At 32.8% G+C, this 15,568-nt stretch carries 9 protein-coding genes; 3 read left to right on the top strand and 6 right to left on the bottom strand.

Translation table 11 applies throughout. The features are described 5' to 3' along the window. The 3 genes from RC62_RS05170 to RC62_RS05160 form a co-directional block, all read right to left on the bottom strand. Nucleotides 1–1,485, bottom strand: a complete 1,485-nt coding sequence (locus RC62_RS05170) for an SGNH/GDSL hydrolase family protein (protein ID WP_055093274.1) — start codon at nt 1,483–1,485, stop codon at nt 1–3. A gap of 274 nt (nt 1,486–1,759) precedes the next feature. Beyond that, nucleotides 1,760–3,175 (bottom strand): HmuY family protein, encoded by a 1,416-nt coding sequence (locus RC62_RS05165; protein WP_055093272.1) that lies wholly within the window; start codon nt 3,173–3,175, stop codon nt 1,760–1,762. A 12-nt stretch (nt 3,176–3,187) separates the two neighbouring features. Further along, nucleotides 3,188–5,344 carry a TonB-dependent receptor plug domain-containing protein gene (locus tag RC62_RS05160; protein WP_055093270.1) on the bottom strand — a complete coding sequence of 719 codons (2,157 nt, stop codon included), beginning with the start codon at nt 5,342–5,344 and terminating at the stop codon, nt 3,188–3,190. Nucleotides 5,345–5,447: 103 nt separating this feature from the next. Between RC62_RS05160 and RC62_RS05155 the strand changes: the two genes are divergently transcribed. Then, a complete protein-coding gene (locus RC62_RS05155; RefSeq protein WP_055093268.1) occupies nt 5,448–6,350 on the top strand; it encodes a DUF6607 family protein in 903 nt (300 codons plus the stop codon). 73 nt (nt 6,351–6,423) lie between these two features. Here RC62_RS05155 and argS read toward each other — a convergent pair whose 3' ends face one another. After that, on the bottom strand, nt 6,424–8,202 hold the full coding sequence (argS, locus tag RC62_RS05150; RefSeq protein ID WP_055093266.1) for an arginine--tRNA ligase: 1,779 nt from the start codon (nt 8,200–8,202) through the stop codon (nt 6,424–6,426). A gap of 324 nt (nt 8,203–8,526) precedes the next feature. On the opposite strand from argS, the gene RC62_RS05145 reads away from it, so the two are divergent. Continuing rightward, nucleotides 8,527–10,941 (top strand): TonB-dependent receptor domain-containing protein, encoded by a 2,415-nt coding sequence (locus RC62_RS05145; RefSeq protein WP_055093264.1) that lies wholly within the window; start codon nt 8,527–8,529, stop codon nt 10,939–10,941. 91 nt (nt 10,942–11,032) lie between these two features. Here the strand turns inward: RC62_RS05145 and RC62_RS05140 are convergent, their stop codons facing one another. Both RC62_RS05140 and RC62_RS05135 read right to left on the bottom strand, forming a co-directional pair. After that, the gene (locus RC62_RS05140; protein WP_055093262.1) at nt 11,033–11,704 is read right to left on the bottom strand and encodes a copper homeostasis protein CutC; all 672 of its coding nucleotides are present in this window, start codon (nt 11,702–11,704) and stop codon (nt 11,033–11,035) included. Between the two features lie 136 nt (nt 11,705–11,840). Beyond that, on the bottom strand, nt 11,841–12,848 hold the full coding sequence (locus RC62_RS05135) for a 3-oxoacyl-ACP synthase III family protein (RefSeq protein ID WP_055093260.1): 1,008 nt from the start codon (nt 12,846–12,848) through the stop codon (nt 11,841–11,843). A 262-nt stretch (nt 12,849–13,110) separates the two neighbouring features. Here RC62_RS05135 and RC62_RS05130 point away from each other — a divergent pair, with 262 nt between their 5' ends. Further along, on the top strand, nt 13,111–15,522 hold the full coding sequence (locus RC62_RS05130; RefSeq protein WP_055093258.1) for an alpha/beta hydrolase family protein: 2,412 nt from the start codon (nt 13,111–13,113) through the stop codon (nt 15,520–15,522). Nucleotides 15,523–15,568: the final 46 nt, after the last annotated feature.

Below are 15,568 nucleotides of genomic sequence, written 5' to 3'. Positions count from 1 at the left end.
CTATTCATTTACACTATCTTTTTTTACAGAAACGGAATCTGTATTTGTTTTTCTGACTGCTTTCCGTTTATTTACATCAGTCTCTCTATTTTCTCGTAAAACTTTATATTGCTCGTAACCTTTATTTAATTGATCGTATAATAATTTACCAATAGCTTTTGCGCCTCGTTGATTAAAGTGCGTATAATCTTTATTGGCTTTTGCTGGAGATTCGTCTACCCATTTAACCATTGATCCGTCGCCACCCATTAGTGTATATAAATTCACAAACCCGGATTCAGTATCAAGTGCATATCTTTTTTGCGCTTTCATCAAAGGAACTACGGCAGAATCTGTTTTCATTTCCAGATCATATTTTGTTGATTTATCTGCTGTTGAAATAATCAAAATAGAAACTCCCGGAAATGATTCCTTAATTTTATTTACTGCTTTTGTCATACCTCTTTGATACCATGAATAATTCTTGGTTCCGTAGTTTAAAACATTGGTTCCGTAATGCAAAATAACCAAATCATATTTTAAACTATGGTTAAATCCCTGCATTACATTTGCATTGAACATAGAGATTGGCAATCCTGAATTTCCTCTTTGAGAGAAATTATCAACATGAACTCCAATACCATTATCAAAGTTAAAGCCATAAATAGGAATTGAATCTGCATGTATAAAATTTGCTTTAAATGCTTTTATGCTTCCTGATGTAACTTTTAAGGTATTGATCAAATTATTTGGGACAAGGTTTTTTCTAAGTGTATCTTTTCCAATGATAAAATTAACATTTCCTTTTTTAGACGATCTTCCGTAAAACAATGTTGGATTATCTAAAGTCGTCGCGTATTTATTTAACCCTGCTTCGTATTGAACCCAGGTCGTATTTGCTTTATCATTCGCAAAAAATACATGACCATTTACTCCAAATGGACTAATTGGATTTTTGATATTTAAATACGATAATGTTTTCCAGTTTTTAGAATAGGTTGATTTCACAGAACCTCTTGATGCTGCTGACTCTGACGTTATGGATACAAAACCAACGCCGTTACCACCAAAACGTTCCTGATAATTAGATCTGACATCCTGAACGATCAAATCTCCATCTGTCATCGAATCTCCGTAATAGGCGATCCTTACTTTAGATTGTGGATTTTTTTCAAGCTGATATAATTTTTCATAAAAGGAAATAAGATATTGATAGCCTTTATAGTTATCGAAAGTTTCAGATGGGAATTCTATTCCTTCTGAAGCATCAAAAACTATTTTCTCCTTAGCTTCCTTTTTCTCGTCCTCAGAAAGACTATCTCCAGCCTGAGCTAAAGAATCATTTGCCACGGATTCTAAAAGCAGACTATCTATAAGTACGTTTTTAGAATCTACTTTGCTGTCCGGAAAGATTTTATCCGGTAAGATTTGCTTAAATCCAATGAAAGCTATGAATGCCAATGCTACAATTGCAAAAGACTGAAAAAAATAAGATTTTGTATTCACTAGTAATTATAAGTTTTGGAGAAAGGATTCGTTAAAATTTCCATTAAAAATTCCTGTTAATCCTTATAAAAAAGTATGCGCAAAGATAGAATTAAACATTAATTTATGAATTCTTTTTAACAATAAAATAAAACAAAAAAAAGAGGTTAGATTCATCTAACCTCTTTTTCAAAAAAAAATAAAAAAAACAAAGCTAATGATTAACTGAATTTTAATGCTTTCGCATTTATAAATTAGAATAAATAATCTTATCCTTAGGTTTTTAATGAATTAATTATTTTAATATCGCGTATTGGAATTTAGGGTAACCTCTTTCTCCTGCTTCATTAGCTCCACCAGTAAATTTCAATTTGTAGATATTTCCTGCTGGATCTTTAACTACAAAGAAACGATCTGTTTTTAAAACGAACTGAGAAACTGGATTTCCGTCTGCTCCAGCCGCACTTGTACTTCTCCAGTTAGAACCAATATTTCTTTGATCTTCAGTAAATTTAGCAGTATCAACATTTGCTAATGTAAAAGCATCATAAGCAAAAGCACTTGTAAGCACTTGATATGCTTTTGCTCCTCCTTTTAAGTTACTAACAACAAAATCAGGATAGAAATATGGCGTAGGAGTTGCCCCTGGAATAATATTTGTAAAGGTTGTAAAGTTAAGGTCCCATTGATTTTTTTGTGGCTCAACGCTCACTACTTTTTTATCTAATAAGCTTAAAAATGTAAAATTGTAAGCGCTATTTTTAGAGATTGTAATTTCTTCGTGAGTTGTAGCTGCAATATCTGCATATTGAACTTTATAATCACTTCCGCTTTTTAAAACTCTAATTTTTTTCCAACCTCTAGAAGTTCCACCAGCAGATCCTTCAGATCCTGTTGCTGGTTTGGTAGTCGCAGGATTACTCCCCATGTTAATTAAATATACTTTATTATCAGCATCAGTAGAAGAAACTTCTGCAATACCGCCTGATTTTGAGAAAACTCCCGTCGGATCATCAATTTGTGTAGCATTTCCTTGACCTTGAGAAATAATCATAGTTTCATCAGCAACCTGAACTTCATCAATATTAGTAGAAGTCAATTGCTTTGCAGCCATTTTTAAAGAACTGTTCAATATAATTCTAAATTCGCTTCCGCCATAAAATCCTAAATCCCAAGAGGTTCTAACTGCTGTTGTCATTTTTCCACTGCTTAAATCAACATAAACCTGATTTGGTTGCATTGGACCACCAACTTCAGGAGCTAAAGCAGTTCCTAATGACGCAGTTTCATTAAAATTTAATTGAATTGTTTTATTTCCTACAACTTCAGCATTAATTGAAGTACTGGAAATACTAAAAATTACATTTTTTACTTCTGCACCAACTGCATTTTTAATTTTAGTAAAAGTAAATTCAACTGAAGTAGCATCTTTTGCAAAAGGCAAAGTTATCTTGCTTTCTGCTGCTACCGGAAGAGTAGTAAAATCTGTCGTGTAAGCTGCTGCTGTTGCTGTATAGGCAATAGTTATTGTTCCAGCAGCTGGAGCTGGAGCAGAAAATTTTATCTGAACAGGTGTTGCTGTACTTGTTAAATTATATGAAGATTCAGCAAATGCTATAGCCACAGACGACTGTCCATTATTATCATCACTGTTACAAGCTGTAAAAGCGAGCAACACGAAAGAAAGAATTAAAATAAAGTTTTTTTTCATGGTATTTATATATTAATTAAAATTTAGATTATACGTAAGTTTAATAAAGTAAGAGCGTCCATATCCTAGTAGCAAATCAGAACTTCCTGAAGAATGTGCACCTCCTGTTGAACCGCCTCCGCCATTTTGTATTGTCTGTACATTTGTGATATCAAATAAATTTCTAGCTCCAACGGTTACTTCAAATTGGTTTTTAAAGAATAGTTTACGGATAGAAGCATCCATCCAGCTGTAAGGGCTGATTTTATTTAAAAAGAATTTAGTACTTCCATCGGTATCTGTTCCTGCTATGAATTGTTGTTGTTCGCCATTGTACTTGTAAAACAAAGCGATTAAGGTATTCCATTTAGGAATATTGTATGATATACTGGAGTTTAAACGTAAGGAATACAAGAATTTATCATCAGAAGTTACATTCAAGGCTGCAAGATCTAATTTTCGGGAAATACCTACTAATGCTGCTCCAACTTGTACATTCCAGTTTTTATATGTGTATTGTTCCGTAGTTGAAATATTCCACATTTTGTATTTATTAATATTTACATATCTGTAGTTTTGAGTGGGTACTATCTGTGTCAGAACCATATCGATTCTATCATCCACATCCATATAAGTAACTGCCAAATTATTGGCAATTTGAGCCCCTGAATCAAACAAACAAGATCTTTTAAAACTCAATTCATAAGAAGTACTTTGTTCCGGAACCAAATCAGGATTTCCCTGAAGGTTATGATTAGAATCTACAAAATAAGTATAGAGTTCATCAAAGTTTGGAGTTCTATACGCTTTTCCAACAGAAGCTCTTGCTTCTAAACCTCTTTTAAATAGATATCTCAGACCCAGAGAGCTTGCATATTGATTCTCAAAATAAGATTGAAATGAATAACGAATTCCCGGACGAATAGAAAATTTATCGCTCAGATTGATTTCTGCTACCGTAAAAACATCATAGTTTTCTAATCTTTTTCTAATATCGGTTAACTGCTGGTTTTCATCCTTAAAGGTTCCTGCAGTTGCATCATAAAATCCATTTTCATTTGTAATTTCATAACCTAATTGAAAATCAACTTTTTTACTATTGAAGAAATTACTTAAAGTTCCCGTAGAATAGAATACTTCTTTAGATTGATATGTTTCTCTTTTATTATCAAACTCATTTCCTTTTTCAATTTGATAATTAAATTTCTCTACATCCCGCTTTTGTTTTTGTTCTGAAACAGAAACATTATAGTTTAATTTAGAAAAAAGTTTTCCGTTAGAGTTTAAGTGATGATAATAGCGATTTGTTATATAGCGCCTATCATTAGAAAAGTAAGTTTCCGGAAAAGGATAATTATCCTGAGGAATTAAAGTTGGATTATAATAGTCAACGTTTTCTCCATAATAATCAAATTTGTAGAAAATTCTAAAATCATTTTTCTTATATCCTAACATTGCATTCCCAACAAGTTGCTCTTTTGGCAGTTGAGTATATCCTCGCAAACCATCATTTTTATTGTAATCTGCACCTTTTCTATTATCATAATATCCAGCAAAATCGTTACGATTTCCTCCTACATTTACAAACCAGTTATCATTAAAATTATGAGCTATTTTTGCTGCCTGAATATGACGGCCTTTATCAAAAAGAGCATATTCATTACCCACTGTTTCTTCCTGAACAGTTGCACTTATTTGCCATTTATATCCACCTCCTTTTTTAGTAATAATATTTAAAACACCACTTACTGCATTAGCTCCATGTGTTACGCCCATCGAACCTTCGATAATCTCGATATGGTCAACATCATCAAGATTTACCTGAGTTAAATCGACATTTGTTCCCATTCCGGTATCACTTACAAGTGGAATATTATCGACTAAAATTTTAAAATATTGCGAATCAAGCCCAAACATAGAGACTGTTGAACGACCATCTTCTCCACTCGTTTTAACTGTTATATTTAAATATTGATTTAAAACATCAGAAAGGTTATTAGCTGCTAATTGTTTTATAGTTTCCTGAGAAATAACCCGAACATTAAAAACTGATTTTTTAATTGATTGTGGTTCTAATTGTCCGGTAACAACCACTTCAGAAAGTTTATTTACAGCCGTAGTATCTTTTTCTTGTGCAAACGAAATTTGACAAAAAAGAAAAGCTGTAAAGAGTGTAAATTTTATTTTCATTATTTTTATTGAGTCTTAATAACAGTGCAAATATATAACTATTTTTAATTGTTCTAAATAAAATTTATATATTTGCAAAAAATTTAAAAACAAAAAATAAGTTATGATTTCAAAAAGCCTCTATTTTTCAGCCGTTATGGCTTTGACTTGTAGCCTTGGTTTCAGTCAGGACAAAAAACAACAAGACATTAAATCTATTAAATCAATGTGTGGTTGTTATGAAGTGAAATTTAATTTTACTGAAACTTTTCAATATCCTAAAGATTCAGCTACTTATAAACCTTCTGAAACTAAACATGAATCTGCTTTAGAATGGGTAGAGTTATTAGAAGATACTCCTAACAAAATCGTAATGCAACACTTATTAATAGTAAGTGATGATATGATCATTAAACACTGGAGACAAGATTGGCTATATGAAAACACAGACTTATATTCATTCGATAAAGGGACTTCCTGGAAATATAAAAAATTAGATAAAAAAGCCGTTAAAGGACAATGGACTCAAAAAGTATATCAGGTAGATGACAGTCCAAGATATGAAGGTTCTTCAACTTGGGTACATGTAGATGGAAAAGATTACTGGGCGAATGTTGCTGACGCTCCTTTACCAAGAAGAGAGCAAACAAAACGTAATGATTATAATGTTTTAAAAAGAAGAAACATTCACGAAATCACTGCTACAGGATGGAATCACGAGCAAGACAACGACAAACTAATCAGAGATGATAGTGGAAAAGATGTTTTGTTGGCACAAGAAAAAGGATTTGACGTTTATACTAAAGTTCCGGATATTAAATGTATTGCCGGGCAAAAATGGTGGAAGGAAAATAATGCTCTTTGGAAAAATGTTCGTGACAAATGGCAAACTCTTTTTGACAGACATCAGGACTTAAACTTAGAAGCAAAAGTGGACAGAAAAGCACTTTATTCTCTTTTGTTTGATTTAAAACCAACTGCTTCAAAAGCAGAAACAGATGCTATCATCAACAAATTCGTAAAATAAAATATTTGTGTTAGTTATTGAAAAAGCCGATAGTTTTAGGACTATCGGCTTTTTTGGCATTTTATTTATTTTTTTACATTCTTTCAGGAACTTCAATTCCTAATAAAGTAAAAGCAGATTTTATAACTTCGGCAACTTTTTGTGAAAGCTGAACTCTGAATATTTTTTTAGTCAAATCGACTTCTCCTAATATATGTACGGACTGATAGAATGAGTTGTATTCTTTTACCAGATCATAGGTATAATTTGCAATCAGTGCAGGACTATGATTTTGCGCTGCATTTTGAATTACTTCCGGGAAAAGCTCGATTTGTTTTACCAGTTCTTTTTCTTTCTCGTGTAATTCTTCTGTATTTGTTTTAGCCGAAAAATCAAAATCGGCTTTACGAATAATCGATTGAATTCTGGCATATGTATATTGAATAAACGGACCTGTATTTCCTGCGAAATCAACTGATTCTTCCGGATTAAACAAAATACGTTTCTTAGGATCTACTTTTAAAATGTAATATTTCAAAGCTCCAAGTCCAATTGTCTTGTACAATTTGGCTTTTTCTTCTGCTGAATAACTATCTAATTTTCCAAGATCTTCAGAAATTTGTTTTGCTGTATCAGTCATATCCTGCATCAAATCATCTGCATCTACAACAGTTCCTTCACGGCTTTTCATTTTTCCTGATGGCAAATCAACCATTCCGTATGACAAATGGTATAAACTTGAAGCCCAGTCAAAACCTAATTTTTTCAGGATTAGAAATAATACTTTAAAATGATAATCTTGTTCGTTACCAACAGTATAAACCATTCCGCCAACATCCGGCATATCTTTTACACGCTGAATTGCGGTACCTATATCCTGTGTCATATAAACCGCCGTTCCATCTGAACGTAACACAATTTTACGATCCAGGCCTTCATCTGTCAAATCAATCCAAACTGAACCGTCAGGATCTTTTTCGAAAACACCTTTGTCAAGACCAACCTGAACAACATCTTTTCCTAATAGATAAGTATTACTTTCATAATAATATTTATCAAAATTAACTCCAAGATTACTATAAGTTGTAGCAAAACCATCATAAACCCATTGGTTCATCATTTTCCATAAAGAGATTACTTCTTCATCACCGGCTTCCCATTTTTTAAGCATTTCTTGTGCTTCAATAATGACAGGAGCTTGTTTTTTAGCCTCTTCTTCAGTTTTTCCGGTTTCTATCAATTGAGAAATCTCAGCTTTATACGCTTTATCAAACTCAACATAATATTTACCAACTAATTTGTCTCCTTTTAAATGTGAACTTTCCGGAGTTTCACCATTTCCAAATTTCTGCCAAGCCAGCATCGATTTGCAGATATGAATTCCACGATCGTTGATAATCTGTGTTTTATATACTTTTTTACCAGAAGCTTTTATAATTTCTGCTACAGAATATCCTAACAAATTGTTACGGACATGACCTAAGTGCAAAGGCTTATTGGTATTTGGCGACGAATATTCGACCATGATAGCTTTATCATGAGGATTAGGAGTTACATATCCAAATTTTTGATTGTCTCTTATCTCATTAAAGAAATTCAAATAATAACGATCTGCAATTACAATATTCAAAAAGCCAGAAACCACATTAAAACGTGCTACTTCGGGAAGATTTTCGACTAAATAATTTCCTATTTTATTTCCTAATTCTACAGGATTGCTTTTAATCACTTTTAACAAAGGAAAAATTACCATAGTAATATCGCCTTCAAACTCTTTTCTGGTAGTTTGAAATTCGATTTTATCAACAGTAACATCAAATAATGCTTGTATTGCTTTTTGTATAGAAGGTGTAAGAATTTGTGATAATGACATGTAAACTTATTTTTAAAGTGAGCAAAGATACTGCTTATTCATCAATTACAGAAAATGAAAAACATATAAAATAGAACAAATCAATTAGAATTTCTCAAAAAGGATTTTAATTTGATTGTTAAAATTATCAAAAAATTAAAACGCTAATCCATTTAAAAACAGGCTTTCTTAAAAAAAACTAAATTATTTTCAATTTTTCCTGTAACATATCGGCGACAAAAGAGTCTTAATAGAAAAATAGAATTCAATTACTGAAGAAAAAAATTAACAAAAAACAAAAAAAACAATCATCATCAATCAAATCAAAATAATCAATTAGTACTTATGAAATTAAAATTCTTTCTGTTTGCATTACTAGGTGTAATTGCAACAGCACAAGCCCAGAACGTGGGAACAGTTTCTGGAAAGATTACAGAAAAATCGAACAATGCACCTATTTCTTATGCAACAGTTTCAATAAAAGATAACGGCAAAGTAGTTACAGGAGTTAACACGGATGACAATGGGGATTTCTCTATTAAAAATCTGGCTTTAAAAAGTTATACTATCGAAATTCAGTACATTGGATTTAAAAAATATACAGGTTCGCTTATTTTAAGTGACAATAAAAAAACAGCAACATTAAATGTTTCTCTTGAAGAAGAAGCTACTCAGCTTAAAGGCGTAAATATCGTAAGTGACCGCTCGACGATTGAACAAAAAATTGACAGAAAAGTAATTACAGTTGGAAAAGATTTGACTACTGCCGGAGCTTCAGCTTCAGATATCATGAATAATATCCCATCTGTAAATGTAGATCAGGACGGAAAACTTTCGCTTCGCGGAAATGATAATGTTCGTGTATTAATTGACGGAAGACCATCTAATATTGATCCTGCACAATTATTAAAACAAATCCCATCAACTTCGATCAAAAAAATTGAATTGATTACAAATCCTAGTGCAAAATACAATCCGGAAGGAATGTCAGGAATTATTAATATCGTTTTACATAAAAATGCAAATACTGGTTTTAATGGAAGTTACAGTGGCGGAATCACTTTTGGAGAAACGGCTAAATACAACCAATCTTTAAACTTGAATTACAAAACCGGAAAAGTAAATTTCTTTGGAAATGTGGGACAAAACTTTGGAACGTATTACAATGATGGTTTCATTAAAAGATTTGATCCAAGCGTAGTTCAGAAAATTGATGTTATAAATGACAATGACTCCTATTTGTATAAAATTGGTATGGATTATTTAATCAATGATCATAACACATTATCTTTTTATACCAATCAAAATAAATCAAATGGTAAAGGTTTTGTAGATACAGCAATTGATTATAATAATGTAACGGGGTCTGATGTTGCCAGTATTTTTCAGAAATCTAAATATTCAGGACCGGATAACGTTGGAACTTACAATTTAGCCTACAAACACATCTTTAAAAAAGAAGGTCATACTTTAGATTTTGAAGGAAACTATAGTGATAATAAAGAAACTAATTATGCTTCTTTCGATACTCAATCTATCAATAATGACAATACTCAAAACAATGTTGTTTATGATGATTATATAAAAGGAACACGTAAATTAACAACTTTGAATGTAGATTACGTAAATCCTTTAAACGATAAAACGACGCTTGAAGCCGGTGCTGAAGCCAGAATTACTAAAACTGATAATTATTACAGCACCGGAAATCCGCTTGCAGCACTTCCAGTTTCTGTTTATACTTATGATACGGATATTTATTCAGCTTATGTAACATTTGGTCAGAAATTTAAAAAATTCAGCTATCAGGTTGGTGGTCGTTTTGAAAGCTATAAAGTTGTCGCTAATTTAAATCAGGGGCTTGAAAAATTCAATGATGATTATATTACTTTATATCCTTCAGCTTACTTTACATACAACCTGAACGAAAAAAACACTTTACAATTTAGCTATAGCCGTCGTGTAGACCGCCCTAGTTTAGAGCAGACAAAACCTATCCGTGAGTTTTCTACTCCGTTAGTTACCTCATTAGGAAATCCTGAATTAAAACCTCAGTTTACAAATTCTGTCGAAGTAAATTATACTAAAACTCTTGAAAAAGGAAGTTTTACAACAGGTGTTTTTTACAGAAGCATCAATGACCAAATTAGTAGAATTTTATACCCGGACGACACAGATCCAACTGGTAACAAACAAATTTTGACTTATACAAACTATGATCATAATACGTCTTATGGTTTTGAGGTTTCGTTTAATTACAAAATCACAAAATGGTGGGATATCCAACCTTCTATCGATTTCTCAAGCATTAATCAACAAGGAGTTGTGTTTGAATATGATCCTGTAACACAAACAAGTAACCCTTTTGAAAGAAAAGTTACAGTTGCAGCATTTAATGGTCGTATGAACTCAAACTTTAAGGTAAACAAACGTTTAAGCTTTTTATTATTTGGTTTTTACAGAGGTGGAGTTGACGGAGTTCAAAATAATAGCAATGAAATGTACAAAATGGACATAGGTTCGCGTTATACATTGTTAGACAACAAGATGAACATCAGTTTACGTTTTAATGATGTCTTTAATACAATGAAATATTCATTTGACGCTATGTATCCTTATGCACATGAAGGACAATTTAAATGGGAAAGTCAAACTGTTTATTTAGGTTTAACGTATAATTTTGGTGGTGCAAAAATCAAAAATTTAGAGCGTAAACAAAGAGAAGATAACACTAGCAAAGGTGGCGGCGGAATGTTTTAATCCCACTTTTAATAGTAGATTTTAATAGTTCTTGTAGAAAGGAAAAGCCTGGAGTTTGCCAACTTCAGGCTTTTCTTATTTTATTTAATGGTTAAAGAAAATTTCGTAATTCTTTTATTTCTTCGGGATTTGCTGTTTCTGAATTGTCAGTAATAGCAGATGAATGATAAAAAGTTGGTTCTAATTTTTCCTGCAGCAATTTAATGTTCGAAGATCGTAAACCTCCACCCGGCATAATTTCTATTCTGTCTTTGGTAAGTTCCTGAATCATTTCTAAATCATCAATTCCTTCTTCTACATTTTTGCCTCTTCCTGATGTCAGAATAGTTTTGAAACCACAATCTATTACATCTTCAAGTGACTGCTCGATGTTTTTTACAACATCAAAAGCGCGATGGAAAGTACAAGAAAGCGGACTGGCCAAATTTACTAATTCCTGATTTTGCTTTTTATTGACACTCCCATCAGGGTTCAGGATTCCAAAAACAAAACCATCAACCCCTAATTTTTTCAAGTGTTTTAAATCTTGCTTCATTTCAACGAATTCCTCATCAGTATATACAAAATCCCCACCGCGAGGTCTTATAATAACATGCATTTTAATCGAAAGAATGTCGCGAACCCTAACCGCTAAAACGGCATTTGGCGTTGTTCCGCCAAGTTGCATATTTTCGCATAATTCGATTCTGTCTGCGCCGCTGTCTTGTGCAATTATCGCCGATTCATAGTTGAAGCAGGCTATTTCTAATTGATTTTTTTTCATTTTTGATTATTAATCTGTTTTTCCGCAAAAGAAACCTAACCGTTTTTTTTAACCTGTTAGGTTTGAATATGCAATTTATAAAAAAAACCTGCTCTATAAAAGAGCAGGTTTTAAATATAATGCAAGATGAATTAATTTACCATTTAATGATTGCGCTTGCCCAGGTAAAACCACTACCAAAGGCAGCCAAAACAACTGTATCTCCAGATTTAATTTTCCCTTGTTCCCAAGCTTCGGTTAAAGCAATTGGAATCGATGCTGCGGTTGTATTACCATATTTCTGGATATTATTATGTACCTGATCATCTGTCAGTTTAAATTTATTCTGAATGAATTGTGAAATTCTCAAATTTGCCTGATGCGGAATCAACATATCAATATCCGAAACTTGCAAGCCGTTTGCTTCCAACCCTTCATTAATTACTTCAGCAAAACGTACTACGGCATTTTTAAATACAAATTGCCCATTCATGTACGGATAATAACTTTCGTCGTTCGGGTCATTATCTGCCAAAATATCAGTTACCCAACGCGCTCCCATTCCTGGTGCCTGCAAAGCTAATTCTTCGGCATGCTGTCCTTCTGAGTGTAAGTGAGTCGATAAAATTCCTTTTGTCAAATCTTCTTCACGGCTTAAAACTGCCGCTCCTGCCCCGTCTCCAAAAATTACAGAAACTCCACGTCCACGAGTGGTCATGTCTAAACCTGTGGAATGTACCTCTGAACCAATCACCAGAATATTTTTATACATTCCGGTTTTTATGTACTGATCAGCAACAGATATAGCATAAACAAAACCAGAACATTGATTTCTTACATCCAATGCTCCAACTGTTCTTAACCCTAAGTCACGTTGTACTAAAACCCCGGGTCCTGGAAAATAGTAATCAGGACTTAATGTAGCAAAAACTACAAAATCAATATCTTCTTTGGCTACGCCAGAACGTTCTATAGCAATTTTAGCTGCTTTTACCCCCATTGTAGTTGTGGTATCTTCTCCACGAATAATATGTCTGCGCTCCTGAATTCCTGTTCGCTCTTGAATCCACTCATCATTGGTATCAATAATCTTAGACAAATCGTCGTTGGTCACAACATTTGAAGGAACATAATATCCTAAGCCCGCTATTTTTGAATGATACATATTCTTTTATTATTTGTTAAAAATTTGGAATGCAAATTTAAGTATACTTTAAATCATTAGCGTACAAATTAGTGTTTTTTTCGTAATTGACAATTTAATATACTTTAATTATATATCGAATTAAGATTATTTGCATTTTGAAAAATCAGTTTTTACATCAAAATGATGAAAACTATGAAAAATAACGAATAAAATGTAACAAGATTGAATTACTTTAGTCAAACATAACGAATACCATTTTTAAACTCCTAAAATTCAAATTATGAAATTAAAGGTTACACTCCTATTCTTTCTTAACATTGGCTTTTTTGCCTTTGCTCAGGAAAATTTAACCTACCAAAAACCATCTAAATCTATCTTGGATTTAGCCGATTATCAAAAAGCTCCACTTGTATCTATGGATACTAAAAAAGAAAATATGTTGCTCCTTTACAGAAATACATATAAAACATTAGACGATCTTAATCAGGACGAACTTCGATTAGGTGGTTTGAGAATTAATCCGGTAACTAATATTTCAAGTACTGCAACCTACACAATCAATCTTAAGTTAAGAAAAATTGCCGGAAAAGACGAAGTACAAGTTTCAGGTTTACCTGAAAATCCTAAAATAACAAATGTGCTTTGGTCACCAAACGATAAGAAAATCTTATTCTCACATACTACAAGTACTGGTGTAGAACTTTGGGTTGTAGATGTTGCAACTGCAAAAGCAACAAAACTTACAGATGCGAATGTAAATGCAAACCTTGGTAATCCGTTTAGCTGGTTTTTAGACAATGAAACTATTTTGGTTAAAATGCTTCCAAAAAACAGAAAACCATTATTAGATTCTAAAAAAGATTTGCCAGCCGGTCCTATCATTTCTAACACATCAGGAGCAAAATCTCAAAACAGAACATATCCCGACATGCTGAAAAATCAAAATGACGAAATTAATTTTGAGAATATCATTACTTCTGAATTATATAAAGTCAACATTAACGGAACTGCAACTTTGTTTAAGGAAGCAGCCATGTATGCCGGAGAAAGAATTTCGCCGGATGGCAACTATATAATGTTAAGTACAATCCAGAAGCCGTTTTCATATGTTGTTCCTTTAAATCGATTTCCATCCAGAACAGTTGTTTATGATGTAATGGGAAAAGAAGTTAAAACAGTTAATGAAGTTCCTTTGAACGAAGTAATCCCAAAAGGTTTTATGGCAGTTCGTAAAGGAAAAAGAGAAATGGAATGGAGAAATGACAAACCTGCAACATTATCATATGTTGTTGCTTTAGACGAAGGTGATCCTGCTAATAAAGTAGAATTTAGAGATGAAGTTTTTCTTTGGGATGCCCCTTTTACAAGCAATGCAACAGCATTAGTAAAAGTACCTCAACGTTACAACGATATTATTTGGGGTAACGACAATATCGCTTTTCTTACTGACGAGTGGTACGATACCCGTAATACAAAAACGTATTTAATCAATCCGTCAAATCCTGCCCAGCAGGCAAAAGTAATCACAGACAGAAACCAACAAGATGTTTATTCAGATCCGGGAGCTTTTGAAACTAAAAAGAATGCATATAACAAGTATGTTTTAGCAATCGAAAAAGACAATGCATATCGTATTGGAGAAGGATATACAAAAGAAGGGCAATTTCCTTTTATTGATGAATTTAATTTAAAAACACTACAATCAAAACGCCTTTACACTTCGGGTTATAAAGATAAAAAAGAAGATTTATTAGGTATTGAAGATTTTAAAACCGGTAAAGTTCTCGTTCAGATTCAGTCTAAAAGCGAATATCCGAATTATTATTTCAGAAATATCAAAAAACAAAATAGTTTAACTCCAATTACTACTTTTGAAAACCCGTTTGAAAGCATCAAAAATGTTAGCAAAGAAGTCATTAAATACAAGCGTAAAGATGGTGTTGAGCTTTCCGGGACTTTATATTTGCCTGCCGGTTATGACAAAGCTAAGAAAGAAAAACTGCCTTTGCTGATCTGGGCTTATCCTGCTGAATATAAAGATAAAAACAGCGCCGGACAATCGACTCAAAATCCAAACGAATTTACGGTTCCTTATTATGGATCGTTTGTATATTGGGTAACAAAAGGATATGCAGTTTTAGATGATGCCGCTTTTCCAATTATTGGGGAAGGAACTACAGAACCTAATGACAATTTTATTTCTCAATTAGTCGATAATGCTGCCGCTGCAATTGATGCCGTTGATGCTTTAGGATATATTAATCGCAAAAAAGTAGCTGTTGGAGGACATTCTTACGGTGCTTTTATGACTGCCAATTTATTGACACATTCTAATTTATTTGCTTGCGGAATTGCAAGAAGTGGTGCTTACAACAGGACTTTAACCCCTTTTGGTTTCCAGACTGAACAACGTAATTATTGGGAAGTTCCTCAGGTTTACACTGCGATGTCTCCTTTTATGAATGCAGATAAAATGAAAACACCTCTTTTATTAGTTCATGGTGAAGCAGATAATAACCCTGGAACTTTTACTTTGCAGACTGAGCGTTATTACCAGGCCTTAAAAGGTTTGGGAGCAACGGCAAGAATGGTAATTTTACCTAAAGAAGCTCACAGTTATGTTGCCAAAGAAAATATTTTGCACCTGCTTTGGGAACAAGATCAGTTTTTAGAGAAGTATTTAAAAAACTAGATTATTCAAAATTGACATAAAAAGAAACCCGACAGTTTAATCGCTG

The organism is Flavobacterium aquidurense, assembly GCF_001404985.1.
Lineage (GTDB): Bacteria > Bacteroidota > Bacteroidia > Flavobacteriales > Flavobacteriaceae > Flavobacterium > Flavobacterium aquidurense_B.
This window is presented reverse-complemented; position numbering and strand designations above follow the sequence as displayed.